Origin of the sequence: Pseudomonas sp. JY-Q (genome assembly GCF_001655295.1) — a bacterium.
Classification (GTDB): Bacteria; Pseudomonadota; Gammaproteobacteria; order Pseudomonadales; family Pseudomonadaceae; genus Aquipseudomonas; species Aquipseudomonas alloputida.
Map to the genome: position 1 here is coordinate 530,064 of NZ_CP011525.1, position 23,005 is coordinate 553,068.

The 23,005-nt window shown below is 62.7% G+C and carries 21 protein-coding genes and 1 riboswitch; of the genes, 14 read left to right on the forward strand and 7 right to left on the reverse strand.

The window, feature by feature from the left end:
* Positions 1-28: 28 nt before the first annotated feature.
* The 3 genes from AA098_RS02305 (at position 29) to AA098_RS02315 (ending at position 2,953) form a co-directional block, all read left to right on the forward strand.
* Positions 29-985, forward strand: coding sequence for a glycosyltransferase (locus AA098_RS02305; RefSeq protein WP_003249439.1), 957 nt, complete (start codon positions 29-31; stop codon positions 983-985).
* Positions 986-1,050: 65 nt separating this feature from the next.
* Complete coding sequence (locus tag AA098_RS02310) at positions 1,051-1,824, forward strand: glycosyltransferase family 2 protein (RefSeq protein ID WP_054830858.1); 774 nt, start codon at positions 1,051-1,053, stop codon at positions 1,822-1,824.
* A 37-nt stretch (positions 1,825-1,861) separates the two neighbouring features.
* Positions 1,862-2,953: a glycosyltransferase gene (locus AA098_RS02315; protein WP_064613785.1), complete on the forward strand. Its 1,092-nt coding sequence runs from the start codon at positions 1,862-1,864 to the stop codon at positions 2,951-2,953.
* A 2-nt stretch (positions 2,954-2,955) separates the two neighbouring features.
* Here AA098_RS02315 and AA098_RS02320 read toward each other — a convergent pair whose 3' ends face one another.
* On the reverse strand, positions 2,956-3,561 hold the full coding sequence (locus AA098_RS02320) for a hypothetical protein (protein WP_003249444.1): 606 nt from the start codon (positions 3,559-3,561) through the stop codon (positions 2,956-2,958).
* Between the two features lie 100 nt (positions 3,562-3,661).
* Between AA098_RS02320 and AA098_RS02325 the strand changes: the two genes are divergently transcribed.
* From AA098_RS02325 to hldE, 3 genes are all read left to right on the forward strand, one after another.
* The gene (locus AA098_RS02325) at positions 3,662-4,837 is read left to right on the forward strand and encodes an O-antigen ligase (RefSeq protein ID WP_004576601.1); all 1,176 of its coding nucleotides are present in this window, start codon (positions 3,662-3,664) and stop codon (positions 4,835-4,837) included.
* Between the two features lie 15 nt (positions 4,838-4,852).
* Positions 4,853-6,661: a lipid A export permease/ATP-binding protein MsbA gene (gene msbA, locus AA098_RS02330; RefSeq protein ID WP_003249447.1), complete on the forward strand. Its 1,809-nt coding sequence runs from the start codon at positions 4,853-4,855 to the stop codon at positions 6,659-6,661.
* A 130-nt stretch (positions 6,662-6,791) separates the two neighbouring features.
* Positions 6,792-8,213: a bifunctional D-glycero-beta-D-manno-heptose-7-phosphate kinase/D-glycero-beta-D-manno-heptose 1-phosphate adenylyltransferase HldE gene (gene hldE, locus AA098_RS02335; protein WP_003249449.1), complete on the forward strand. Its 1,422-nt coding sequence runs from the start codon at positions 6,792-6,794 to the stop codon at positions 8,211-8,213.
* A gap of 81 nt (positions 8,214-8,294) precedes the next feature.
* On the opposite strand, the gene AA098_RS02340 is transcribed toward hldE, so the two are convergent.
* The 4 genes from AA098_RS02340 to AA098_RS02355 all read right to left on the reverse strand — a co-directional run bounded on the left by AA098_RS02340 (position 8,295) and on the right by AA098_RS02355 (position 11,727).
* On the reverse strand, positions 8,295-9,263 hold the full coding sequence (locus tag AA098_RS02340) for a hypothetical protein (protein ID WP_064613786.1): 969 nt from the start codon (positions 9,261-9,263) through the stop codon (positions 8,295-8,297).
* Between the two features lie 58 nt (positions 9,264-9,321).
* Complete coding sequence (locus AA098_RS02345; protein ID WP_003249454.1) at positions 9,322-10,134, reverse strand: aldo/keto reductase; 813 nt, start codon at positions 10,132-10,134, stop codon at positions 9,322-9,324.
* A complete protein-coding gene (locus AA098_RS02350; RefSeq protein WP_064613787.1) occupies positions 10,131-11,306 on the reverse strand; it encodes an FAD-binding oxidoreductase in 1,176 nt (391 codons plus the stop codon). Before AA098_RS02350 ends, AA098_RS02345 begins: the two co-directional genes overlap by 4 nt.
* 88 nt (positions 11,307-11,394) lie before the next feature.
* Positions 11,395-11,727, reverse strand: a complete 333-nt coding sequence (locus AA098_RS02355; RefSeq protein ID WP_003249458.1) for a multidrug efflux SMR transporter — start codon at positions 11,725-11,727, stop codon at positions 11,395-11,397.
* Between the two features lie 86 nt (positions 11,728-11,813).
* Between AA098_RS02355 and AA098_RS02360 the strand changes: the two genes are divergently transcribed.
* Both AA098_RS02360 and waaA read left to right on the forward strand, forming a co-directional pair.
* A complete protein-coding gene (locus AA098_RS02360) occupies positions 11,814-12,704 on the forward strand; it encodes a LysR family transcriptional regulator (RefSeq protein ID WP_003249460.1) in 891 nt (296 codons plus the stop codon).
* A gap of 11 nt (positions 12,705-12,715) precedes the next feature.
* Complete coding sequence (gene waaA / locus AA098_RS02365; protein WP_004577391.1) at positions 12,716-13,987, forward strand: lipid IV(A) 3-deoxy-D-manno-octulosonic acid transferase; 1,272 nt, start codon at positions 12,716-12,718, stop codon at positions 13,985-13,987.
* A gap of 114 nt (positions 13,988-14,101) precedes the next feature.
* Here the strand turns inward: waaA and AA098_RS02370 are convergent, their stop codons facing one another.
* Positions 14,102-15,538 (reverse strand): TolC family outer membrane protein, encoded by a 1,437-nt coding sequence (locus tag AA098_RS02370; RefSeq protein WP_064613788.1) that lies wholly within the window; start codon positions 15,536-15,538, stop codon positions 14,102-14,104.
* A gap of 160 nt (positions 15,539-15,698) precedes the next feature.
* Positions 15,699-15,805: riboswitch (TPP riboswitch) on the forward strand.
* 153 nt (positions 15,806-15,958) lie between these two features.
* On the opposite strand from AA098_RS02370, the gene thiC reads away from it, so the two are divergent.
* On the forward strand, positions 15,959-17,839 hold the full coding sequence (thiC, locus tag AA098_RS02375) for a phosphomethylpyrimidine synthase ThiC (RefSeq protein ID WP_003249473.1): 1,881 nt from the start codon (positions 15,959-15,961) through the stop codon (positions 17,837-17,839).
* Between the two features lie 165 nt (positions 17,840-18,004).
* On the forward strand, positions 18,005-19,288 hold the full coding sequence (cytX, locus tag AA098_RS02380) for a putative hydroxymethylpyrimidine transporter CytX (RefSeq protein WP_064613789.1): 1,284 nt from the start codon (positions 18,005-18,007) through the stop codon (positions 19,286-19,288).
* On the opposite strand, the gene AA098_RS02385 is transcribed toward cytX, so the two are convergent.
* Entirely contained in the window at positions 19,257-20,003 is a 747-nt protein-coding gene (locus AA098_RS02385) for an RsiV family protein (protein ID WP_003249476.1), read from the reverse strand. The two genes, cytX and AA098_RS02385, sit on opposite strands and share 32 nt — an antisense overlap.
* 185 nt (positions 20,004-20,188) lie before the next feature.
* Here AA098_RS02385 and AA098_RS02390 point away from each other — a divergent pair, with 185 nt between their 5' ends.
* The 4 genes from AA098_RS02390 to AA098_RS02405 all read left to right on the forward strand — a co-directional run bounded on the left by AA098_RS02390 (position 20,189) and on the right by AA098_RS02405 (position 22,984).
* Positions 20,189-20,806 carry an NUDIX domain-containing protein gene (locus AA098_RS02390; RefSeq protein WP_064613790.1) on the forward strand — a complete coding sequence of 206 codons (618 nt, stop codon included), beginning with the start codon at positions 20,189-20,191 and terminating at the stop codon, positions 20,804-20,806.
* Complete coding sequence (locus AA098_RS02395) at positions 20,797-21,249, forward strand: DUF1249 domain-containing protein (protein ID WP_003249480.1); 453 nt, start codon at positions 20,797-20,799, stop codon at positions 21,247-21,249. The genes AA098_RS02390 and AA098_RS02395 overlap by 10 nt, the downstream gene beginning before the upstream one ends.
* Before the next feature lie 85 nt (positions 21,250-21,334).
* Positions 21,335-22,135 carry a 3',5'-cyclic-AMP phosphodiesterase gene (cpdA, locus tag AA098_RS02400; RefSeq protein WP_004577397.1) on the forward strand — a complete coding sequence of 267 codons (801 nt, stop codon included), beginning with the start codon at positions 21,335-21,337 and terminating at the stop codon, positions 22,133-22,135.
* A 240-nt stretch (positions 22,136-22,375) separates the two neighbouring features.
* Entirely contained in the window at positions 22,376-22,984 is a 609-nt protein-coding gene (locus tag AA098_RS02405; protein ID WP_003249484.1) for a YqiA/YcfP family alpha/beta fold hydrolase, read from the forward strand.
* The last annotated feature ends 21 nt before the right edge of the window (positions 22,985-23,005 follow it).

A 23,005-nucleotide genomic window follows, 5' to 3' on the forward strand; every position in this document is an offset into this window, starting at 1 on the left:
CGAAGGCGCAGAGCGCCCAAGGAAAGCAATGAAAGTCCTATTTCTGGTGCAGAAGGAACAGCGGGCGATACTTGACCGCCTGTACGATGGCGTCGCGGCCAACTGCGAGTGCGACCTGCGCTGGCTGACCAGCCAGGATCAGCGCAACCTGCGCCGTTACTTCAAGCGTGAAGTGCAGGTCGAGCGTTATGACCGCATCGTGTTCTTCCTGCGTTTCAAGCAAGAGATCCGTCAGGTGGCCTTCATCCGCACTGTGCCGAACCTGGTGATTCTCGAGCACGACGCCTACCAGAACTACATCCCGTGCAAGTACACCGGCAAGTTCAGCGCTCATTACCGTCAGTTGCCATGGGCACGGGTGATCAGCTCCGGCTACATGGTCAGCGAGCGCTTGCGCCAGGAAGGTTTTGACGCGGTGTTCGTGCCCAAGGGCTATGACGAGCAGTTGCTGGCCGACCAAGGGCGAGAGCGTGATATCGAACTGGCCTTTGTCGGCAGCGTCAACAGCGTGGCCTACAGTGGCCGCAAGGCACTGCTGGACGAGTTGGGGCAGGTCGAGAACCTGCTGGTAACCCGTACCAAGTCGGGTGAGGACTACTGCAACACGCTCAACCGTATTCGTTTCTTCGTCAGTGCCGATGTCGGCATGGGCGAATACATGATCAAGAACTTCGAAGCCATGGCCTGTGGCTGTGTGTTGCTGGCATACGACCAGGGCGAGGAAGAGAACCGTGCGCTGGGCCTGCAAGACATGCACAACGTGGTGTTCTATGACAACATCCCGACCCTTCAGGAAAAACTCCGTCGCTTGCGCGCCAACCCCGAGCTAGCACGGCAGATTGCAGAAAATGGCCGCCATCTGGCGGTTTCCCGTTTTAGTTTCGGCGCAGTTGGACGTAGCATCGTCGACCACATGCGCCCTGCGCTCAGGCCCCATCCGCCACTGTCTGCATGGCAGCGGCTGCGTCTGAAGCTGGGCATCTAAATAAGAGCTTTCACGCCCAGGAGCGGGTTGTTGAAGGCCGATAGTCGTAATGCGGAGGGAATCCGGTGCGCTTTTCAAATGAGAGTGACGTCACGCTTGTCGTGACCAGTTGTGGGCGGTTCGATCTGCTCAAAGACACCCTTGAGAGTTTCGATCGCTACAACACCGCGCCCATTCGCGAGGTATTCATCACCGAAGACTCTGGCGACGATGCTGTGCATGCCGCTGTGCCGGCGCACTGGAAGCCGTACTGCAAGGTGTTCGTCAACCGGCCCAAACTTGGCCAGTTGCCGTCTATCGACCTGGCTTACAGCCAGGTCAAGACGCCGTACATTTTTCACTGCGAAGACGACTGGCAATTCTATCGCCAAGGCTTTGTCGAAGACTCGCAGGCCATCCTGGATGTCAGTCCCAACATCTTGCAGGTGTGGTTGCGCAGCCATGCCCACGACCTGGCCATCCACAGCCCGTACATCCACTTGGGCGATCGCCAGGTGATCGCCGGGGTGCCGTGCTATCCGCTGCTGTCCGACAAGGCCGAGTGGCAGGCGTTCTCGCTCAACCCTGGGCTGCGCCGATTGAGCGATTACCAGCGCTGTGCGCCATTTGCCGCCTATGCTGGAGAAAAGGCGCTTTCCCGCCGCTACGCTGAGTTAAATCTGACAGCGGTCACCTTGGAGGGTGATGCAGTATTGCACACTGGTTTTGGCAATCACGTGACCTTGCCTATCGAGGTGGAGCGTAAGGCCAAGCGCCGTCAACGTGATCGGATGAAGCTGGCATTGACGCTGGTTGCGGGTGCCTTGATCGGCATGGGAATCACCATTTTTGTTCAATGAAGTCGCTGTCCCACCTGACTTGAGCGGGAGAGGGCCCATGAACATCGTCAATATGATGTGGGCGGGTGGAACGCCTTACATGTCCATCCACAAGGTGCATCGGCAGGTCTTGTCGAATGCGGGTGCCGATGCCCGGATCAGTAACTGGCTGTTGCTGGGGAGCGGGCTCTGCTGTGGGCTCGGTTCGACCCGGGAATGGCATATGCCCTCACGTGCGCTCAAAGGGCGGCACTTGTGGCGCTTGCTGCGTCCGTGGCTGCGCATGCGCTTGCGCAAGGCATTGGCCGAGGCCGGGGCAGAAGTGGTGCTGCTCGACGGTATTGGTGTCGCCCGGTTGGTGCTGCCGTTGTTACAGCGCATCACGCACGTGCGTGCCAAGGTACTGTTCCATGGCAAGACGCGCCTGCATGCCAGCGATATCCGCTTGTTGCAGAGTTTTCCGTCCGAGCGTCTGAGTATCGCGGCGGTATCACAGACGTTGGCCGAGTCGCTGGAGCGTGACCTGGGCAGGCCGGTGCAGACGCTGCGCATGGCGCTCGACCCGCTTGCATTCGTCGAGCCTTTGCTGAACCGGGACCAGGCCAGGCAGGCGCTGAAGTTGCCTCAGGGCGCCGAGGTGATGCTGGGTGCGGTAGGGCGATTGGTAGAGAGCAAAGGCTTCGAAATGCTGATCGAGGCATTCGCCAAGGCCAGTGCACGGCAACCGGGCTTGCAGCTGGCGATCATTGGCGAGGGGCCGCAGCATGCCGTGCTGCAGCAGCGTATCGACGCGTTGGGCCTGGCCGAGCGCGTTCATCTGCGCGGTCACCGCGAAGACCTGCAGCAGCTGTATCGGGCATTCGACTGGCTATTGGTACCTTCGCGTTCCGAAGGCCTGGGGCTTGTGGTGCAAGAGGCGGTGATGGCCGACGTACCGGTGGTGTGCAGCGACCTGGAGGTGTTCCGCGAGCAGTTGCGCGACACGGGTGGCTACCTGCCGGTTGCCGACGAAAGCGCCTGGGCTGAGGCGATCGAGCGCTGTGCGGTGCTCAGTGCATCGACGATCGCCGCGAAGCAGCGCCAGGCACTGGCACCGGAGCAGGCCTGGCAGGCGTTCTGCAGCGGCTCGCAGAGCCTGTTGCGCAGTTGAGCTCAGCGTGTCAGCAAGGCTGCCTCGAAGGCGGCAAGGGGGAACCGGTCGCCCAGGTTCTCCCGCTCGATATAGCGCACCATGTGCTGCACATTGCGTCGAATCATGCGGGCTGACAGTGGCGGGCGCAGAAAGCGCATGTCGGCCACGTCGATCAAGCCCAGACGCTGGTCGGGGGTGACCACCACGTTGCCCAAGTGCAGCGAGCGGAAATAAACGCCGCTGCGGTGCAACTGGCGGATCAGTTCGATCAGGCGTGGCAGGTAAGTGTCCCAGCTGAAGCCGTCATCGCGCGACATCTGCAGCAGCGTCCGCCCAGGTAGCGGGCGATACAGCACCGCAGTGCGGCCCGGCAGGTCGAGCTTGTGCTGGCTGATCACTTCGAGGGTAGGGATGCCCAGTTGCGCCAGGCGCGCGGCGTTATCGACGAAACGCTGCGAGTAAGGACGTAGCAGTGCAGATGAAATCAGCCGCTTCCTACGAAAAACCTTGAGGAAATTTCCATCTGTGAGCAGGTAGACTTTGGCGCCATGGCTGTCTGCCTCAAGCACCTGTGCGCCGAGTGTCAGCTGATCGAAGTCGACCTGGGTGAGCCGGGAGCATTGCATGAATAGAGCCTTGTCGTCTGGCGATCAAAATGACCGGCAATAATGCCGAAAATAATGCTGTAGCACCATGGATGGTGTTTCTGATTCATCGGGGGAAAGGATGTTGTATCAAAAAAACTGGGCACAAGCGTGGTTAGGTTTGGGCCTGGTCTGGTTCCTGGCGGCGATTGCCCTGGCACCCAGCAACAAGGTTTATCAGCAAGGTCTGGTGTTGTTCTTATGGCTGCCAACGCTGGTATTGGCCTGGTCGGCCCGAGGTGTGCTGGTGCAAGCCTGGAGGCGGCAACCGGCGCTGTGGGGGAGTGTGCTGCTGCTGTTGGCCTGGAGCGGCCTGAGCCTGGCATGGTCGCCCGCCGAGGAGCCCATGCGCGAGCTCAAGCGCTTGCTCTACATCCTGGTGTTCCTGCTGGCGTTTCCGCTGTTGGCCCAGCTTGGCCAAGCCCGCATTCGTCAGTTATTGCTGCTCGGCAGCGCGCTGCTGGCCATCGCTGCGTTAGTCTCCATCATCAAGTTCTATGGGGTGCAGCGTGCGCCTCTGCTGTTCAGGCTGGCGGGTATCGGCGAAATATCCCACCCCATCCTGGGGGCCTATGTCATTGGTTCGGCTGTGCTCTTGATGCTCTACGAGCCACCTCGGCGGCGTGGCTTGCAGGTGTTGTGGCTGGCGGCACTGGCTTGCCTGGGGGCCTTCGCCATGCTCAGCCAGAGCCGTGGTGCGGTTCTGGCACTGGTGATTACCGTGGTGATGGCGCCGTTGTGGTTCCGTGACCGCCACAGCCGGGTGTTCTCTGTTCTGGCACTGCTTGCCACCGGCCTGGCCTTTTTGGCCGTGTACGACGTTATCGCCCAACGGGGCTCGTCCTACCGGCCGGAAATTTTCCATGCCGTGGTCCAGATGATAGCCGCGCACCCTTGGACTGGTCTTGGTCTGGGGGCTGCTTACGAAGTGAGCGCCGTCGGCATGCACTTCGATCACACCCACAACATGTTCACCCATGTTGCCGTTGAGATGGGCTTGCCCGGCATGTTGCTGTGGGTAATGGTGTGGCTGTTCACGCTGGGCGAAATCGTGCGCGCCCGTGGCACCCTGCTCGGCAAGGTCCTGCTGGGCTTCTGGGTCTATTCGACCCTGGCCATGCAGTTCGATGCCGCCAGCCTCACCGGTACGCCACGTGCCGAATGGTTCATCAGCTGGCTGCCGGTGGGCCTTGCCATGTTGCTGCCATGGGGGCGTGCCGAAAATGACGCCTGTGGTAAAATTGCCGGTTCAACCTGAACAGCGAGCTCGATAATGGCCGAAACACCGCGACCAGCGGAGCACACCTCCAGCCTGAAGATCTACTTCCGGCTGTTGAGCTATGTGAAACCCTATGTCGGCATTTTCCTGCTGAGCATTGTCGGTTTCGTGATCTTTGCCTCGACCCAGCCAATGCTGGCCGGCATTCTCAAGTACTTCGTCGATGGGCTGAGCAACCCCGAAGCGGTATTGTTCCCCAACGTCCCCTACCTGCGTGACCTGCAATTGCTGCAGGCGGTGCCGCTGCTGATCATCCTGATCGCTGCGTGGCAGGGCCTGGGCTCGTTCCTCGGCAACTACTTCCTGGCCAAGGTCTCTCTGAGCCTGGTGCATGACCTGCGGGTGGCGTTGTTCAACAAGCTGTTGGTGTTGCCCAACCGCTACTTCGACAACCACAACTCCGGGCACCTGATTTCGCGCATTACCTTCAATGTGACCATGGTCACCGGCGCCGCTACCGACGCCATCAAGGTGGTAATCCGCGAAGGCCTGACCGTGGTGTTCCTGTTTGCCTACCTGCTTTGGATGAACTGGCACCTGACCCTGGTGATGGTTGCCATCTTGCCGGTGATCGCGGTTATGGTCAGCATCGCCAGCAAGAAATTCCGCAAGCAGAGCAAGAAGATCCAGGTAGCCATGGGCGACGTCACCCACGTTGCCTCGGAAACCATCCAGGGTTACCGCGTGGTCCGTAGCTTCGGTGGCGAGGCCTACGAGCAGCAGCGATTCGGCCAGGCCAGCCAGAGCAACACCGACAAGCAACTGCGGATGACCAAGACCGGCTCGCTGTACACGCCGATGCTTCAGCTGGTGATCTACAGCGCCATGGCTGCGCTGATGTTCCTGGTACTGTTCCTGCGCGGTGAGTCCACTGCCGGTGACCTGGTGGCTTATATCACTGCTGCCGGCCTGCTGCCCAAGCCGATTCGCCAGTTGTCGGAAGTCAGCTCGACCATCCAGAAGGGCCTGGCAGGTGCCGAGAGCATCTTCGAACAGCTGGACGAAGCGCCTGAAGTGGACACTGGTACGGTCGAGAAGGAGCGCGTGGAAGGGCGCCTGGAAGTGCGCAACCTGAGCTTCACCTACCCGGGTACCGAGCGTGAAGTGTTGAGCGACATCAGTTTTGTCGCCGAGCCCGGGCAGATGATCGCCCTGGTCGGCCGCTCCGGCAGTGGCAAGTCTACCCTGGCGGCCCTTATTCCACGCTTCTATCACCACGACAAGGGGCAGATCCTGCTCGATGGCGTGGAGATCGAGCACTATCGCCTGCGCAACCTGCGTCGCCATGTTTCGCAAGTCACCCAGCATGTCACCTTGTTCAACGACACCGTGGCCAACAACATCGCGTATGGCGATCTGGCCGGCGCGCCGCGCGCAGACATCGAAGCCGCCGCGGCCGATGCCTATGCCAAGGAATTCGTCGACCGGCTGCCAAAGGGCTTCGATACCGAAGTGGGTGAGAACGGTGTACTGCTTTCCGGGGGCCAGCGCCAGCGCCTGGCAATTGCCCGTGCGCTGCTTAAAAACGCGCCGTTGCTGATCCTCGACGAAGCGACGTCGGCGTTGGATACAGAGTCCGAGCGGCATATCCAGGCCGCCCTGGACCACGTGATGCAAGGCCGTACCACGCTGGTGATTGCCCATCGCCTGTCGACCATCGAGAAGGCCGACCAGATCCTGGTCATGGACCAGGGCCGCCTGGTCGAGCGCGGTACTCACACCGAGCTACTTGCGGCTAATGGCCATTATGCCCGTCTGCATGCCATGGGGCTGGATGAGCCGGCCAAGGCCGATATCACCTGAACCCTCCTTGATCGGGGCCGTTATGGCCCCGATTGTCACGGGAATTTTCCAGGGTTGATCTGGCCATAAAGCCATTGACTACCCTGTGCTAATATCCTGCCCCTGTTCATTATTTCCATATGGGTTGCCCATGAAGTTGTCCATGCCGCGTTTCGATCAAGCCCCGGTACTGGTGGTCGGCGATGTCATGCTCGACCGCTACTGGCATGGCGGTACTTCGCGTATTTCGCCTGAAGCGCCAGTCCCGGTGGTCAAGGTCGATCAAATCGAGGATCGCCCCGGCGGCGCGGCCAACGTTGCCTTGAACATTGCTGCGCTGGGCGCGCCGGCTTCGCTGATCGGCGTCACCGGCCAGGATGAGGCTGCCGACAGCCTGGCCAACAGCCTGCAGGCTGCCGGTGTCCGTTCGGTATTCCAGCGCATCGCACACCAGCCGACTATCGTCAAGCTGCGGGTCATGAGCCGTCACCAGCAACTGCTGCGTATCGATTTCGAAGAGCCGTTCGCCACCGACCCACTGTCGCTGGGCGCGGAGGTCGACAGCCTGCTCGAAGGCGTCAAGGTGCTGGTCCTGTCCGACTACGGCAAAGGTGCATTGAAGAACCACCAAAACCTGATCCAGGCGGCGCGGGCCAAGGGCATTCCGGTGCTGGCCGACCCCAAGGGCAAGGACTTTTCCATCTACCGTGGCGCCAGCCTGATTACCCCGAACCTCAGCGAGTTCGAGACCATCGTTGGCCGTTGCGTCGATGAGGCCGAACTGGTTGCCAAGGGCTTGCAGTTGCTGCAGGACCTGGACCTGGGCGCCCTGCTGGTCACCCGCGGCGAGCATGGCATGACCCTGCTGCGCGTTGGTCAGCCTGCGTTGCACCTGCCTGCACGGGCACGCGAGGTGTTCGATGTGACCGGTGCCGGCGATACTGTCATCTCCACCCTTGCCGCAGCCATTGCCGCGGGTGAGGACCTGCCCCATGCGGTGGCCCTGGCCAATCTGGCGGCGGGCATTGTGGTCGGCAAGCTGGGTACGGCTGCCATCAGCGCCCCTGAGCTGCGTCGGGCCATCCAGCGTGAGGAAGGCTCCGAACGCGGCGTGCTGGGCCTTGAGCAACTGCTGCTGGCCATTGATGACGCGCGGGCGCACAACGAGAAGATTGTCTTTACCAATGGCTGCTTCGACATCCTGCATGCCGGGCATGTCACCTACCTGGAACAGGCGCGGGCCCAGGGTGATCGCCTGATCGTTGCGGTAAACGACGATGCCTCGGTAAGCCGCCTGAAGGGGCCGGGCCGGCCGATCAACAGCGTTGACCGGCGTATGGCCGTGCTGGCCGGTTTGGGCGCGGTGGACTGGGTGATCAGTTTCCCGGAAGGCACCCCGGAAAACCTGCTGAGCCAGGTCAAGCCGGATGTGTTGGTCAAGGGTGGAGACTATGGCATCGACCAGGTGGTTGGCGCTGATATCGTCAAGGGCTATGGCGGCACCGTGAAGGTGCTGGGGCTGGTCGAGAACAGCTCGACCACGGCGATTGTCGAGAAAATTCGCAAGAACTGATCTGACCTTGGGGCCGTTGTGGCGGCCCTCGGCTGGGGCGGGTTTACCCGCCCCAGCAAGCAGGCGAAAGCTCTCGGGATGTCACTTGTTCAGCGAGGTCCGCGCCCGCTCCAGCAGCGCTCGCGCCTTGTCGCCAAACCTTTGCAAGTGCGACGCCCTTGCGGGCTTGCTTTCCACCAACCCCTGCTGCTTCACCCAATCCTTCCAGCGTACCCGTTCATCTGCCACCACCCAGCCTTCCTGCCGGGCAAAACTCTCTGCCAGGTACAGCCCACGCGTACTCGCCGGCACCAGCTCATCCTTTTTCAGCGTGTACAGCTCTGCCAGTGGCTGGCCGTCCTTCAATGGCATCAGGTACAGGTCGGGGCGTTTGCGGTTGAGCCGCGCCACCAGCTGGTCGCCCTCCAGCCGCTCGTCAACGTGGAACAAGCTGAGTTTCTTGGCGTCCCGGGGCACTTGCAGGCGCATGTCATAGATCAGCTGTAGCGAAGCGGTGGGCAGGTGCACATAGGCCCGTGGGCGCTCCAGGAGCATCAGCTTGCCGCAATGCACCGGGCGTGCGGCACCGGACTCCGGAGCCAGCACGAAGTGGGGTGTTTCGCGGTAGTGCAGGGCGGCGGCGTAGGGGATGGGCAGCCAGGTGTCGTTGAAGCGCCCGCCCAGCCAACCTTCCGGTGTTTCCAGCAGGCACTCCTCGGCCACTTCCTGTACGGCCGTGTGCAGCGGCAGGTTCAGCTCCTGCGCCGGTACATAACCGGAAATCAGTTTCAGTACCACATCGCCACGGTCTTGTCGGCGCTGACGCACCAGTACCCAGTAATCGCGGTTCTGCCAATGCAGCGTGAGGCGCACTGACACGCCTAGGTTGGCCAGTTCGACCACGAAGTGTTGTGTATCGGGTAACTGGATGGCCTTGCGCCGTTGCTGGATCTGGGCAAAGTTCAGCGGCATGCCGATGCTTTGGTAAATCAAGCCTTCGGGCGTGGCCTCGACATGCAGTGGCAGTGTCTTGAAGTTGCTCGGGTTCTTGCGGATCAGCGTTCGCGCCACGAGGCTCCTCCTTGCGTCGGGTCAGTCTCCAGTCCCTGAATCGGGAGCCTGAGGTAACTCAATGCTGGCCCAGGATACGGGCGACGGTGGCCACGTTGTGGGCCAGGTGCAACGGGTTGATGGTGCCGACAATAGCACTGCTGACGCCCGGGTGGGCGAACAGCAGCTCGAAGCTGGCCTGCACCGGGTCGACGCCCGGGGCCAGGCAGATATGCCCGCTCGCCAAGGCCTTCTTTACCAGGATGGCCTTGCCGTGTTCGGCAGCGTAGTCCAGCACCGGGCGTTCTGCCTGTTCGTTGAGGTTGTAGGTGACCATGGCGCAGTCGCCTTGCTCCAGTGCCTTCAGGCCGCCGGCGACGGTCTTGCCGGACAGCCCGAAACCGAGGATCTTGCCCTCCTGCTTGAGTTCGGCCAGGGTCTGGTAGACCTCCTGCTGTTCGAGGATGGCCAGGTCGTTGCCGTCGGAATGCACCAGCACCAGTTCGATGCGGTCGGTTTCGAGCCGGCGCAGGCTGCGCTCCACCGAGCGGCGGGTGTGGGCAGCGCTGAAGTCGAAATGCGACAGGCCTTCCTCGAACTCTTCACCGACCTTGCTGACGATTACCCATTCATCGCGTTGGCCGCGCAGCAGCGGGCCCAGGCGTTCTTCGCTACGGCCGTAGGCCGGGGCGGTGTCGATCAGGTTGATGCCAAGCTCGCGGGCCTGGGCCAGTAACAGGCGGGCTTCCTCATCGCCGGGGATCGTGAAGCCAGTGGGGTACTTCACGCCCTGATCGCGGCCCAGCTTGACCGTGCCGAGGCCCAGTGGAGAGACCGTGAGGCCAGTGCTGCCCAGCGGGCGATGGAATGCGTGCAGGGTTGGCAGGCTCATGGCAGCAACTGCTCCCAGGCCGGTACGCTCAGTGGAGGGCGTGGGAGGTCGGCCAGGTCGGCCTGTGCTTGTGGACGAATGCCGTCGCGCTCCAGGTGGCTGATTACCCGGTCGCTGAAGTCCGGTGCCAGTGCCAGTTTGGTTGGCCAGCCCACCAACAGGCGCTGCTGGTCGGCAAGGAAGGCGTTGTCCGGGCGTGCCAGGCCGGATTGTGCAGGCTCAGCGCGGTCGACGCGCAGTGTGGCCCAGCGCACCAGGCTCTGATCGACCCAGGGCAGCAGGTTGGCGATTTCCTTCTGCGCTGCAGCAATCTGCGCTGCAGGCTCGCGCGCCACGCCATCGGCTTCGGCCAGGTCCCCACCGAGGTACCAGACCCACTGGCCATCGGCTGCCGGATGGGTGGTCACCGTTACCCGCGGCTTGGGCCCGCCGCCGAGGCAGTGGGCGTACAAAGGTTTCAGGTTCGGGCCCTTGGCCATGACCATGTGTAGCGGGCGGGTTTGCATGGCCGGCTGATCCAGGCCCAGCGCCTGCAGCAAGCCTTCGGTGCCGGCTCCGGCACTCAATACGATGCGCTGGGCACGGATTTCCCGGTCGTCCACGCGCAGGCCAACCAACGCATTACCTTCACGCAAGGGTTCGATGCGTTCACCTGCCAGCAAGGACTCGCCGGCCAGCTCGGCCAGGTTGGCCAGCAAGCTCGGGACATCGATCACCAGTTCCGCCAGGCGGTACACCTTGCCCTTGAACGCGCGGTCCTGCAGTGCCGGTGGCAGCTGGTCACCCTTGACCTGGTCGACCCGGCCGCGCACGGCCTTGCTGGCGAAGAAGCTTGTGAGGTTGCCGGCCAAGGTGCCCGGCGACCACAGGTAGTGGGCATCGGAGAGCAGGCGGGTACGCCCGAGGTCGAGTTCGCCGTTGCCGGCCAAGGCATCGCGCCAGCGGCGCGGCATGTCGGCGATGGCTTCCGAGGCGCCGGTCAGGGCGCCGTGCAGGGCGTATTTGGTGCCGCCGTGGATGATGCCCTGCGACTTGATGGTCTGCTCGCCGCCAAGGCTGGCGCGCTCCACCAGCACTGTCGAGTAGCCCAGGCGGCGCAGGCGGGCATTGAGCCAAAGGCCTGCGACCCCGGCGCCGACGATCAGCACGTCAGTGGAAATGGCAGATGGCATGGCGGTACCTCGAAGACTGGGACAGCTGGCAAGTATACAGGCTATACCTGAGATGGCCCTATCGTCGGCGAACCCCGCACACGGGCTCTCAATGCCCAGCGGTCTTCGAGAACAGCTGAATCACCACCACGCCACCCACGATCATGGCCATGCCAAGCATTGCCGGTATATCCAGCTTCTGCCCATAGATCACCAGCGCCGCCACACTGATCAGCACAATCCCCAGGCCCGACCAGATGGCGTAGGCAATCCCCACCGGAATGCTGCGGACTACCAGCGTCAGCATCCAGAACGCAATGCCATAGCCAACCACCATCAGCAGCAGTGGCAACGGCGTGCTCAGGCCTTTCACCGCTTTCATCGAGGCGGTGGCGATGACTTCGGCGCAGATGGCAATGGCGAGGTAGGTGTAGGCATTCATGGCGGGATCCTCCGTTACTGAGCGGGCATTCTAGACGTTGCCTGGATGGGGTAAAGTCATTACCTATCAATGTGGGAGATAGGTTGATGGCCGAGCAGTGGAACCTTGAACAATTGCGTACCTTTCTGCGCGTTGCAGAACTGCGCTCGTTCTCCGCGGTGGCACGTGAGCAGCACAAAGCCCAGTCGGCGATCAGCAGTGCCATCGCGCTGCTCGAAACCGACCTAGGGGTCACCCTGTTCGAGCGCAGCAGCGGCCGGCAACCGAAATTGACTGAAAACGGCAGCGCCTTGCTGGAAGACGCCCGCGAATTGTTACGCCAGTGCGAACGCCTGGATGGCCGCGCCCTGGCCCTGATGCGCGGGCAGGAGGCCTTGCTGCGGGTCGCGCAGGACGAAGCCATGCCGTATCAGCCGGTGATCGACAGCCTCGACGAACTGGCGAGCCGCTACCCGTTCCTGGAGGTGCAACTGGCCAGCGGAGCCCAGGGCGATGTGGCGCGCAAGCTGGTGGAGCGGCGCGCCGATCTGGGCCTGTTCTTCCTCCACGAAAGCATCCCGGCTTCCTTGGAGCGCCGTGCCTTGGGTAGCGTGGAGATGGTCACGGTGTGCGCGGTCGGCCACCCGCTGGCGGGCGAAGGCCGGGTCACCCGCCAACAATTGGCCCGCCACCGGCAGTTGCTGATCACGCCACAACAAAGCGGTTACCCCGGCGGCGAGGCGATCAGCCCGCAGGTATGGCGTGCCGACAGTTTCTACGCCATGGCCGAACTGCTGATGCGCGGCCTGGGCTGGGCCTGGTTACCCCGGCATGTGGTGCAGTACCCGACCTACCAGGCGCACATGGTCGAACTGGACAGCGACTGGCGGCCGCCGGCCTTGGTGGCAGAGCTGGCCTGGCGCCGCGATGAACCTCTGGGCCCGGCCGCGCAGTGGCTGGCCGAGCGCTTTGCAGTGCACCTTCGCGCGATCGGGTAGACTTAGCCGCCATGAACAGAACTCTCTATACCTTGCTGTTTCACCTGGGCCTGCCGCTGGTTGCGCTGCGCCTGTACCTGCGCGCGCGCAAGGCGCCGGCCTATGGCCAACGCATCGGCGAGCGCTTTGCTTTCAAGCTGCCGGCCATGCGCCAGGGGGGTATCTGGGTACATGCGGTATCGGTGGGCGAGAGCATTGCTGCCGCACCCATGGTGCGTGCCTTGCTAAAGGCTTACCCGGAGCTGCCGATCACACTGACCTGCATGACCCCTACCGGCTCCGAACGCATTCGCGCCCTGTTCGCCAACGAACCACGCGTGCAGCATTGCTACCTGCCCTACGACCTGCCTTGGGCGGCGGGGCGTTTTCTCGATCATGTGCAGCCTAAGCTGGGCATCATCATGGAAACCGAGCTTTGGCCCAACCACATTCACCAGTGTGCCAGGCGCGGCATTCCGGTGGCGCTGGCCAATGCGCGCTTGTCTGAGCGCTCGGCCCGTGGCTATGGGCGCTTTGCCAGGCTGACCCGGCCGATGCTGGCCGAGATGAGCCTGATTGCCGTGCAGACCGAAACCGAGGCCCAGCGCTTCCGTGACCTGGGTGCACGCCCTGAGCGCGTGCAAGTCACCGGTTCGATCAAGTTCGACCTGACGATCGACGAACAGCTGCTGCCGCGCGCCAGGACATTGCGTGAACAGTGGGGGGGCGGCCAGCGCCCTGTGTGGATCGCCGCCAGCACCCATGAAGGGGAAGATGCCTTGATCCTGCAGGCGCATCGGCAGTTGTTGCAGGTGCATGGCGATGCCTTGCTGATCCTGGTGCCGCGCCACCCCGAGCGCTTCAATGCAGTGCATGCGCTGTGCAGCGAGCAGTTCACCACCGTGCGCCGCTCTGCCGGCACGCTGGTCGATGCGCAAACGCGGGTATTGCTGGGCGACACCATGGGCGAACTGCTGTTCCTGTATGCCCTGGCCGACATTGCCTTCGTCGGTGGCAGCCTGGTGCCGACCGGTGGGCACAATCCGTTGGAGCCTGCGGCGCTGGCCTTGCCGGTGCTCATGGGGCCACATGTGTTCAACTTCCTCGAAATCAGCGCGATGCTGCGCGAGGCGGGTGCGTTGCAGCAGGTGGATGATGCTGACGGGCTGGCCGGTGCGGTGCGCCGTCTGGTGGAACTGCCGCAGGACGCCCAGCGCATGGGCGAGGCGGGCAGGGCGGTGATGCGGGCCAATCAGGGGGCGCTGCAGCGATTGCTCGAGGGGCTGGGTGCGCTTATCCGCTGATTTTTGCATTGGCTCCTTCGCGGGCTCGCCCGCTCCCACAGGATGGATGCATGGCTCGAGGGCTGCGCTATCCCTGTGGGAGCGGGCGAGCCCGCGAATGGTCCAGCCCCTACCTCAAGGCCTGCGCTCGAAGTTCTTGGCCGCTGCTGCCGCCAGGTCCGGCGGCAGGAAGTCCTTGTCCGGGTTGTAGTCAGGTTTCAGGTAGCGCTTCAGGTCCTGCAGGTCTTGCGGGCTCAGGGTGCCGGCTGCCTGCTTCAGGCTCAGGTTGTCGAGGATGTAGTCGTAACGGCTATTGTTGTAGTCGCGCACCGAGGTGTACAGCTGGCGCTGGGCATCAAGCACGTCGACGATGTTGCGGGTACCGACCTGGTAGCCGATTTCAGTGGCTTCCAGCGCGCTCTGGTTGGAAATGATCGACTGCTTGCGCGCCTGTACCTGTTCCACATCGGTGTTCACTGCGCGGTGCAGGTTGCGGGTGTTTTCCACGACCTGGCGGCGCAGGCTTTCACGCTGTTGCTCGCTCTGGCTCAGGCGCTGGTAAGCCTCGCGTACCTGCGAGCTGGTCAGGCCGCCACTGTAGATCGGTATGTTCAGTTGCAGGCCAACGCTGGTCTGCTCGACGTCGCCGCCGTAGCGCACGTTTTGCTGCGGCGCCGGGTTGGTGAAGCCAAGGCTGTCGTTGTCACCCTTCTGGTACTTGGCCACGGCGTCCAGGGTCGGTGCATGCCCGGCCTTGCGCTGACGCAGGGTCTCTTCTGCGGCAGAAACCGCGTAGTTGGTGGCCAGCAGGTTGAGGTTCTGGCGCCCGGCGGTTTCGACCCAGGCTTTGGCATCGTTGGGCGTTGGCACTTGTACCGGCAGGCTATGCACCACGCCCTGGATAGAGGTGTACTCACGGTTGGTCAGGGTCACCAAGGCCTCGAATGCATCCTGCACCTGGCGTTCGGCGATGATCCGGTTGGCCCGTGCAGTGTCATAACTGGCTTGCGATTGCAGCACGTCGGTCTTGTCCGAAAGGCCCACGTCGAAACGCTCGTTGGACTGATCCAGCTGGCGCTTGAAGGCGGCTTCTTCTGCCTTGGTGGCGGCCAGGTTGTCCTGGGCGCGGAGGACGGCGAAGTAGTTTTGCGCGGTTTGCAGGATCAGGTTTTGCTCGGTCGCCGACAGCTCCAGTGCTGCCTGTTCGTTGACTGCTTCGGCGGCTTGCAACTGGAACCAGCGATCAGCGCGGAAGATCGGCTGAGCCAGGGTCGCGCTCCAGGCGTTGCCGCTGCGATTGGACGTCATGGACGGCTCGTCCAGCTTGGTGCGGGTGTTCATCATCTCGGCACCGGCCGACAGGTTTGGCAGCAACCCGGCGCGGGCCTGCGGCACCACTTCGCGGCGTGCCCCGTAATCGGCGCGTGCTGCAGCCAGGTCAGCGTTGTTGTCCACTGCTTCCTGGTAGACGCTGACCAGATCGGTTTTGACTGTCGAAGGCACGTCCGCTGCCCAGACCACTCCGTTGGACGCACAAGACACGGCTATCGCCAGTGAGAGTTTGCGCAGCATAGAGGCAATCCTTGTACGAAATTTAATTACTGAACTGTTGAGTATCGAGCGATGGGCCAGTGTAGTGCCATGCGCACCCGGCAACAATCGCTCGGTGTGCCTTTCATCATCCGCGCATTTACCTGCTTGGCTTTGCTGACCACTCCAGTCTAGACTGCGCATGTTCTTGTCGGGGTGCCTTGAAGCAAAGGCTGAGATCGCAGAGGTGCGGATCCCGTTGAACCTGATCAGGTTAGCGCCTGCGTAGGGAACAAGATTGCTCGCCTTCCCGGGGAGCCTCTTGTGCCAGGTCCGGGATTGTCACAGCTGCTACAGCTTCAGGCACCCCCATGTCCGGCACTGCACCCAAAGGGGGTGCGTCCGCGCGTTTCAGGTTCACCCCGACATTCCACTGCTAGGAAGCCGTCAGGAGAGCCTGTGATGACCAAACAAGAAAAAGCGATCAACCTCAGCGAATCGGCACAAGTCGATCAGCAGTCCGTGCAACCCTTCCCCCGTTCGCGCAAGGTGTATGTCGAAGGCTCGCGCCCGGACATCCGCGTCCCCATGCGTGAAATCAGCCTGGATGACACCCCGACCGATTTCGGCGGCGAGTCCAACGCCCCGGTGCTGGTGTATGACACGTCTGGCCCGTACACCGACCCCGACGTGATCATCGACGTGCGCAAAGGCCTGGCCGATGTGCGTTCGGCGTGGATCGAAGCCCGCGGTGACACCGAGCGCCTGGAAGGCCTGAGCTCCGACTTCGGTCAGCAGCGCCTGAACGATGCAGAGCTGGCCAAGCTGCGTTTCGCCCATGTGCGCAACCCGCGTCGTGCCAAGGCCGGCGCCAACGTCTCGCAGATGCACTATGCCCGTCAGGGCATCATCACCGCCGAAATGGAATACGTGGCCATCCGCGAAAACATGAAGCTGCAGGAGGCCCGCGCCGCCGGCCTGCTGAATGAGCAACATGCCGGCCACAGCTTCGGTGCCAACATCCCGAAAGAAATTACCCCTGAATTCGTCCGCCAGGAAATCGCCCGTGGCCGCGCGATCATTCCGGCCAACATCAACCACCCGGAAGTAGAGCCGATGATCATCGGCCGCAACTTCCTGGTGAAGATCAACGGCAACATCGGCAACAGCGCCCTGGGTTCCTCGATCGAGGAAGAGGTGGCCAAGCTGACCTGGGGCATCCGCTGGGGATCGGACACGGTCATGGACCTGTCCACCGGCAAGCACATCCACGAAACCCGCGAGTGGATCATTCGCAACTCGCCGGTGCCGATCGGTACCGTGCCGATCTACCAGGCCCTGGAAAAGGTCAACGGCGTGGCAGAGGACCTGACCTGGGAACTGTTCCGCGACACCCTGATCGAGCAGGCCGAACAGGGCGTGGACTACTTCACCATTCACGCCGGTGTGTTGCTGCGCTATGTGCCCCTGACCGCCAAGCGCGTCACCGGCATCGTCAGCCGCGGTGGCTCGATCATGGCCAAGTGGTGCCTGGCGCACCACAAGGAAAACTTCCTGTACACCCACTTCGACGAAATCTGCGAAATCATGAAGGCCTACGACGTCAGCTTCTCGCTGGGCGACGGCCTGCGCCCTGGCTCGATTGCCGACGCCAACGACGCTGCGCAATTCGGTGAGCTGGAAACCCTCGGCGAGCTGACCAAGATTGCCTGGAAGCACGACGTGCAATGCATGATCGAAGGCCCCGGCCACGTGCCGATGCAATTGATCAAAGAGAACATGGACAAGCAGCTGGAGTGCTGCGACGAGGCGCCGTTCTACACCCTCGGCCCACTGACCACCGACATCGCGCCGGGTTACGACCACATCACCTCGGGCATTGGTGCGGCGATGATCGGCTGGTTCGGTTGCGCCATGCTCTGCTACGTCACGCCGAAGGAGCACCTGGGCCTGCCGAACAAGGACGACGTCAAGACCGGCATCATCACCTATAAGATCGCCGCGCATGCCGCCGACCTTGCCAAGGGCCACCCGGGTGCACAGATTCGCGACAACGCCTTGTCCAAGGCGCGTTTCGAGTTCCGTTGGGAAGACCAGTTCAACCTGGGCCTCGACCCGGACACCGCCCGCGCTTTCCACGACGAGACCCTGCCGAAGGAATCGGCCAAGGTCGCGCACTTCTGCTCGATGTGCGGGCCGAAGTTCTGCTCGATGAAGATCACCCAGGAAGTGCGTGAGTACGCTGCCAAGATCGAGGCCGTGGATGTGACGGTCGAGCAAGGCATGCGTGAGCAGGCCGAGCGGTTCCGCCAGGAAGGCAGCCAGCTGTACCACAAAGTGTAAGCACGCTGGGGCCGCTTTGCGGCCCTTTCGCGACGCAAGGCCGCTCCCACAAGGACCGCGCAAGCCTCGAAGCCTGCGTGGTTTTTGTGGGAGCGGCCTTGCGTCGCGATACGAGGACGAAGTCCTCGCCAGGAACACCAACAATATTGCCGGCGAGCGCCAACCATGACATCACCCAGCCAGTTCTCTCCCGACCATCCAATCCCCATCCAGCAGCGCATCTTCGGTGCTCGCGACCTGTTTTCACTGTGGTTTTCCCTCGGCATCGGCCTGATGGTGCTGCAGGTCGGCGCCATGCTGGCGCCAGGCCTGGGCCTTGCTGGCGCCGTGCTGGCCATCGCCCTGGGCACCGGTGTCGGTGTGCTGTTGCTGGGTGCGGCGGGGGTTATCGGCAGCGACACCGGCCTGTCCGCCATGGGCACCCTGAAACTCAGCCTGGGCAGCCATGGCGCGCGCTTGCCGGCGCTGCTCAACTTGCTGCAACTGGTGGGTTGGGGCGCTTTCGAGATTATCGTCATGCGCGATGCTGCCAGCTTGCTGGGGGCGCGAGCGTTCGGTGAGGACAGTGCCTGGAACAGCCCCATGCTCTGGACGCTGTGCTTCGGTGCCCTGGCCACCCTGCTGGCCGTCAGCGGGCCACTGGCCTTCGTGCGCAAGGTGCTGCGCGCCTGGGGCATCTGGTTGTTGCTGGGCGCCTGTCTGTGGCTGACCTGGAACCTGTTCGCCAAGGCCGACCTGGCGGAGCTGTGGAACCGAGCCGGGGATGGTTCGATGTCGCTGGCGGTTGGCTTCGATATCGTCATCGCCATGCCGCTGTCCTGGTTGCCGCTGATCGCGGACTACTCGCGCTTTGCCCGCAATGGCAAGCATGTGTTCGGCGGCACGGTCGTTGGCTACTTCATCGGCAACACCTGGCTGATGAGCCTGGGCGTGGCCTACACGCTGGCGTTCGCCGCCAATGGCGAAGTCAATGCCTTGCTGCTGGCCCTGGCGGGCGCCGGCATGGGGATTCCGCTGCTGCTTATTCTGCTGGACGAGTCGGAAAAGGCCTTCGCCGACATCCACTCGGCGGCGGTTTCCACCGGTGTGCTGCTACCGCTGAAGGTCGAGCACCTGGCGTTGGCCATCGGCGTGTTGTGCACCCTGATTGCCCTGTTGGCGCCACTGGCACAGTACGAAAACTTCCTGTTGCTGATCGGCTCGGTGTTCGCACCGCTGTTCGGCGTGGTGCTGATGGACCACTACGTGGTCCGTCGACGCCGTCTGCCAGCGCAGGTCAATGGCTTGCACTGGCAGGCGTTGGTGGCCTGGTTTGCCGGGGCGGTGGCCTATCACCTGATTGCCGCCAAGGCGCCGGAACTGGGCGCTACCCTGCCCGCATTGCTGCTGGCAGGTGTGCTGCATGGGCTGCTAAGCCTCAGCCGCGGCCGGGAAACAGTTCAGGCTTGAGTACGCCATTCAGGCGCGGGTAGGGGATCTTCAGTTCCACGTGGCCCATGGAATAGGGCGCGATGGCATAGACCTCGTACTTGACCACTACCGCGCCGTACGTCAGGGCGACGTGCGGCGATTTCTTGAACGGCCAGGTCTTGACGAACTCGGCATCCTTGTCCATTCCCACGCTCATCAGCCAGGCACGGTGCGATTCTTCGACGGTTTTCCAGAAGGTGTCTTCCTGGCCGGGCACCAGCATGTCCTGCAGGGTCAGCACCTTGTCCAGCTTGCGTGAATAGTTGATGAAGCCGCGCCCGGGCATGCCGTGGGCGCCACCGCTGTCCAGGTAGCTGGACAACTCGATGATCACCAGCCCGTCATGCTGCTCGCGTACCTTGGCTTGCAAGTAGCTGCTGTTACGTTTGTCGGCACTGGCCAGATATTGCTGTTCGTAGGCCTGCAGGGTGGCTGGTGCGGTGCCATGCTGATTGTCTTCGGTCAGTTGCAGCAGGCGTTTTTCGACGATGCCGTCGAGCTTGGGCAGGGCCGGGAAGTGGATCATGTCGATGTTCACCAGCGGGCAGTCGCTCTCGCTGCAGCCGGGTTTGACATGCTCCCAGGCGTCGCGCTTGACCTCGAGCGGGGCCCGGTAGTTGGGCGTGAACAGGCTCTGGCAGGCGCCCAGAGCGAGTGCCAGCACGGCCACGGAAGTCAGTTTGACAAGTGTCATGATGATCCTTGCAGAACAGGGAAAAGTCGGCCTTTGACCGTCTGCGCGGCCTTCAGTTCGCCACTAAGCTAACAGAGTGAAGGGCTGCTGTCCCGAGTGCGCCGGCGGTTGCTGGAAAGGGGTGAAACCAACAGGCGTGCGGAGTAGGATGGCGCGAAGCAGTATTTGAGGTAATGAGGATTTCCATGTCAGACGCGTTGAACGCTGTGCCCAAGGGCTTCGAAATCATCGAGCGGGCCAATTGCTTCCAGGGCTTTTACAAGCTCGACAAGTTACGCCTGCGCCACGAGCTATTTGCCGGGGGCATGGGGCGCGAGATCAGTCGCGAGCTGTTTGTGCGCCACGATGCGGTATGCGTGCTGCCGTACGACCCTGCGCGCGATGAAGTGGTGCTGATCGAACAGTTCCGCGTGGGCGCACTGGACAAGGTCGCCAACCCCTGGCTGATCGAGATGGTTGCCGGGCTGATCGACAAAGACGAGCAGCCCGAGGAAGTTGCCCATCGCGAGGCGGAAGAAGAAGCAGGCCTGACGTTCAGCGCCCTGTGGCCGATGACCCGCTACTTCCCGTCGCCTGGCGGCAGTGACGAATACGTTCACCTGTTCCTCGGCCGTTGCAGCAGCGAGGGCGCGGGAGGGCTGCATGGCCTGGAGGAAGAGGGCGAAGACATTCGCGTACGCGTGTGGGCGTTCGAGGATGCCCTGCAGGCGGTGCGCGACGGGCACATCTGCAATGCGGCCACCATCATTGGCCTGCAATGGCTGGCGCTGAACCGTGACGAAGTAAGAGGTATGTGGAAGTGAACCTGCTGCGCGAGCGCTATCGAGTCGACCTGGTCGGGCTGCAGGCAGCCTGCGAGGCCAACTACGCCCGGCTGATGCGCTTGTTGCCCGACATGCGCACCACCCAGAGCTCGCGCCGCATCGGCATGACCCAGGGTGACCAGATGCTTGGCGTGCTGGTGCTCGACGTGGTGCTGGCCTGCCCGTACACCACCACCCTGCATGTGCGCCAGGAACACAGCCTGCCTTGGTTGCCAGTGCCACACCTGGAAGTGCAGGTGTATCACGATGCGCGCATGGCCGAAGTGGTCAGCGCCGAACACACCCGGCGCCTGCGCAGCATCTACCCGTATCCGAACGATGCCATGCACCAGCCGGACGAAAAGGCCCAGCTCAACCTGTTCCTGGGTGAATGGCTCAGCCACTGCCTGGCCTGCGGCCACGAACTGGCAAGTGTTCGCTGAATTGTGACGTGAGTCGGTTGCGGGTGTTTGCTCGTCACCGTCGCACAGCCATAATTCCCGCTGAATCCATTCGAGGAGATGGCCGTTGTCGCCGCCAGACCAATCCCGCCCCGTGCATGTGGTGCAACTGACCGATGCCCACCTGTTCGCCGACCCGGCTGGCAGCATGCTGGGCCTCAAGACCCGAGACAGCCTGCGCCACGTGGTGGCCCAGGTGCGGCGCGAGCAGCCGCTTGTCGACTTGCTGCTGTGCACGGGCGACCTGTCCCAGGATGCCAGCGTGGCATCCTATGAAGCGTTTCGTGAGCTGACCGCACCGTTTGCCGTGCCCACGCGCTGGCTGCCGGGCAACCATGACGAGGCTCAGGTGATGGCGCAGGTGGCGCCGGAGCTGGTGCAGGCAGTGACTGATATCGGCGCGTGGCGGGTGGTCATGCTCAACACCGCCGTGCACGGTGCTACCCACGGGTTTCTGCAAGATGACCAGCTGGCCGTACTGGAAGCTGCCTTGAAAGAGGCCGGCGAGCGGCATTGCCTGGTGTGCTTTCACCATCAGCCAGTGGACATCGGCTGCGCCTGGATCGCGCCGATCGGCTTGCGCAATGCCCAGGCGCTGTTCGATATCGTTGAAGGATATCCACAGGTACGGGCTTTGCTATGGGGGCATGTGCATCAGGAATGGGATGAGGTCCGAGGGGGGCGGCGCCTGTTGGCCACGCCGTCGACCTGCATTCAGTTCGCGGCGCGCAGCGAAGACTTTCAGGTGAGCGAAGAGCATCCGGGGTACCGTTGGTTGCGCCTGCATGCCGACGGGCGGCTGGAAACCGGGGTGGAGCGGGCGCTGGATTTCGAGGTGCAGCTCGACTTCGATAGCCCTGGCTATTGATGATTTTGGGGCTGCTGCGCAGCCCTATCGCGACGCAAGGCCGCTCCCACAGGAGATCGCGTACCCCTGTGGGAGCGGCCTTGTGTCGCGATAGGGCGCAAAGCGCCGCCGGCACTCTCAAAGCTGTTGAAGAATGTGTTGCTAAAACCCCTGTGCGGCGCCAAAACCCGGCGAACGCGCTACACTGCGCGTCCCTGCGCCCGCATTATCAGGCGCGAAGCCACAGATTCCGGGGGCAGCATGTCGGGTTCCATCCTCTATATCCATGGCTTCAACAGCTCGCCGCTTTCGACCAAGGCGCGTCAGCTGGAGGCAGTCATGCAGCAGCTCGGCCTGGCCGACCAGCTGCGAGTGCCGGCCCTGCACCACCACCCACGGCAAGCCATGGTCCAGCTCGAAGCGGCCATCGCCGAACTGGGTGCGCCACTGCTGGTGGGCAGTTCGCTCGGCGGCTACTATGCCACCCATCTGGCCGAGCGCCATGGCCTCAAGGCCCTGCTGGTCAACCCGGCGGTAACCCCGCACAAGCATTTCGACGGTTACCTGGGCACCCAGCGCAACCATTACAGCGGTGAAACCTGGGAACTGACCCACGATCACGTTCAGGCCCTGGCCGAACTGGAAGTCGCGGCCCCGGCCGATGCCGACCGCTATCAAGTGTGGCTGCAGACCGCCGATGAAACCCTGGACTATCGCCACGCCGAGCGCTATTACCGTGCTTGTGCCCTGCGTATCCAGGCCGGTGGCGACCACAGCTTCCAGGGCTTCGCCGAGCGCCTGCCGGCACTGCTGGCCTTCGCCGGCATTGCCCGTGGGCAGTATGCGGCGCTCGATTTTTCTGTATTTTGACTTTTTTGCATTCACCAGACT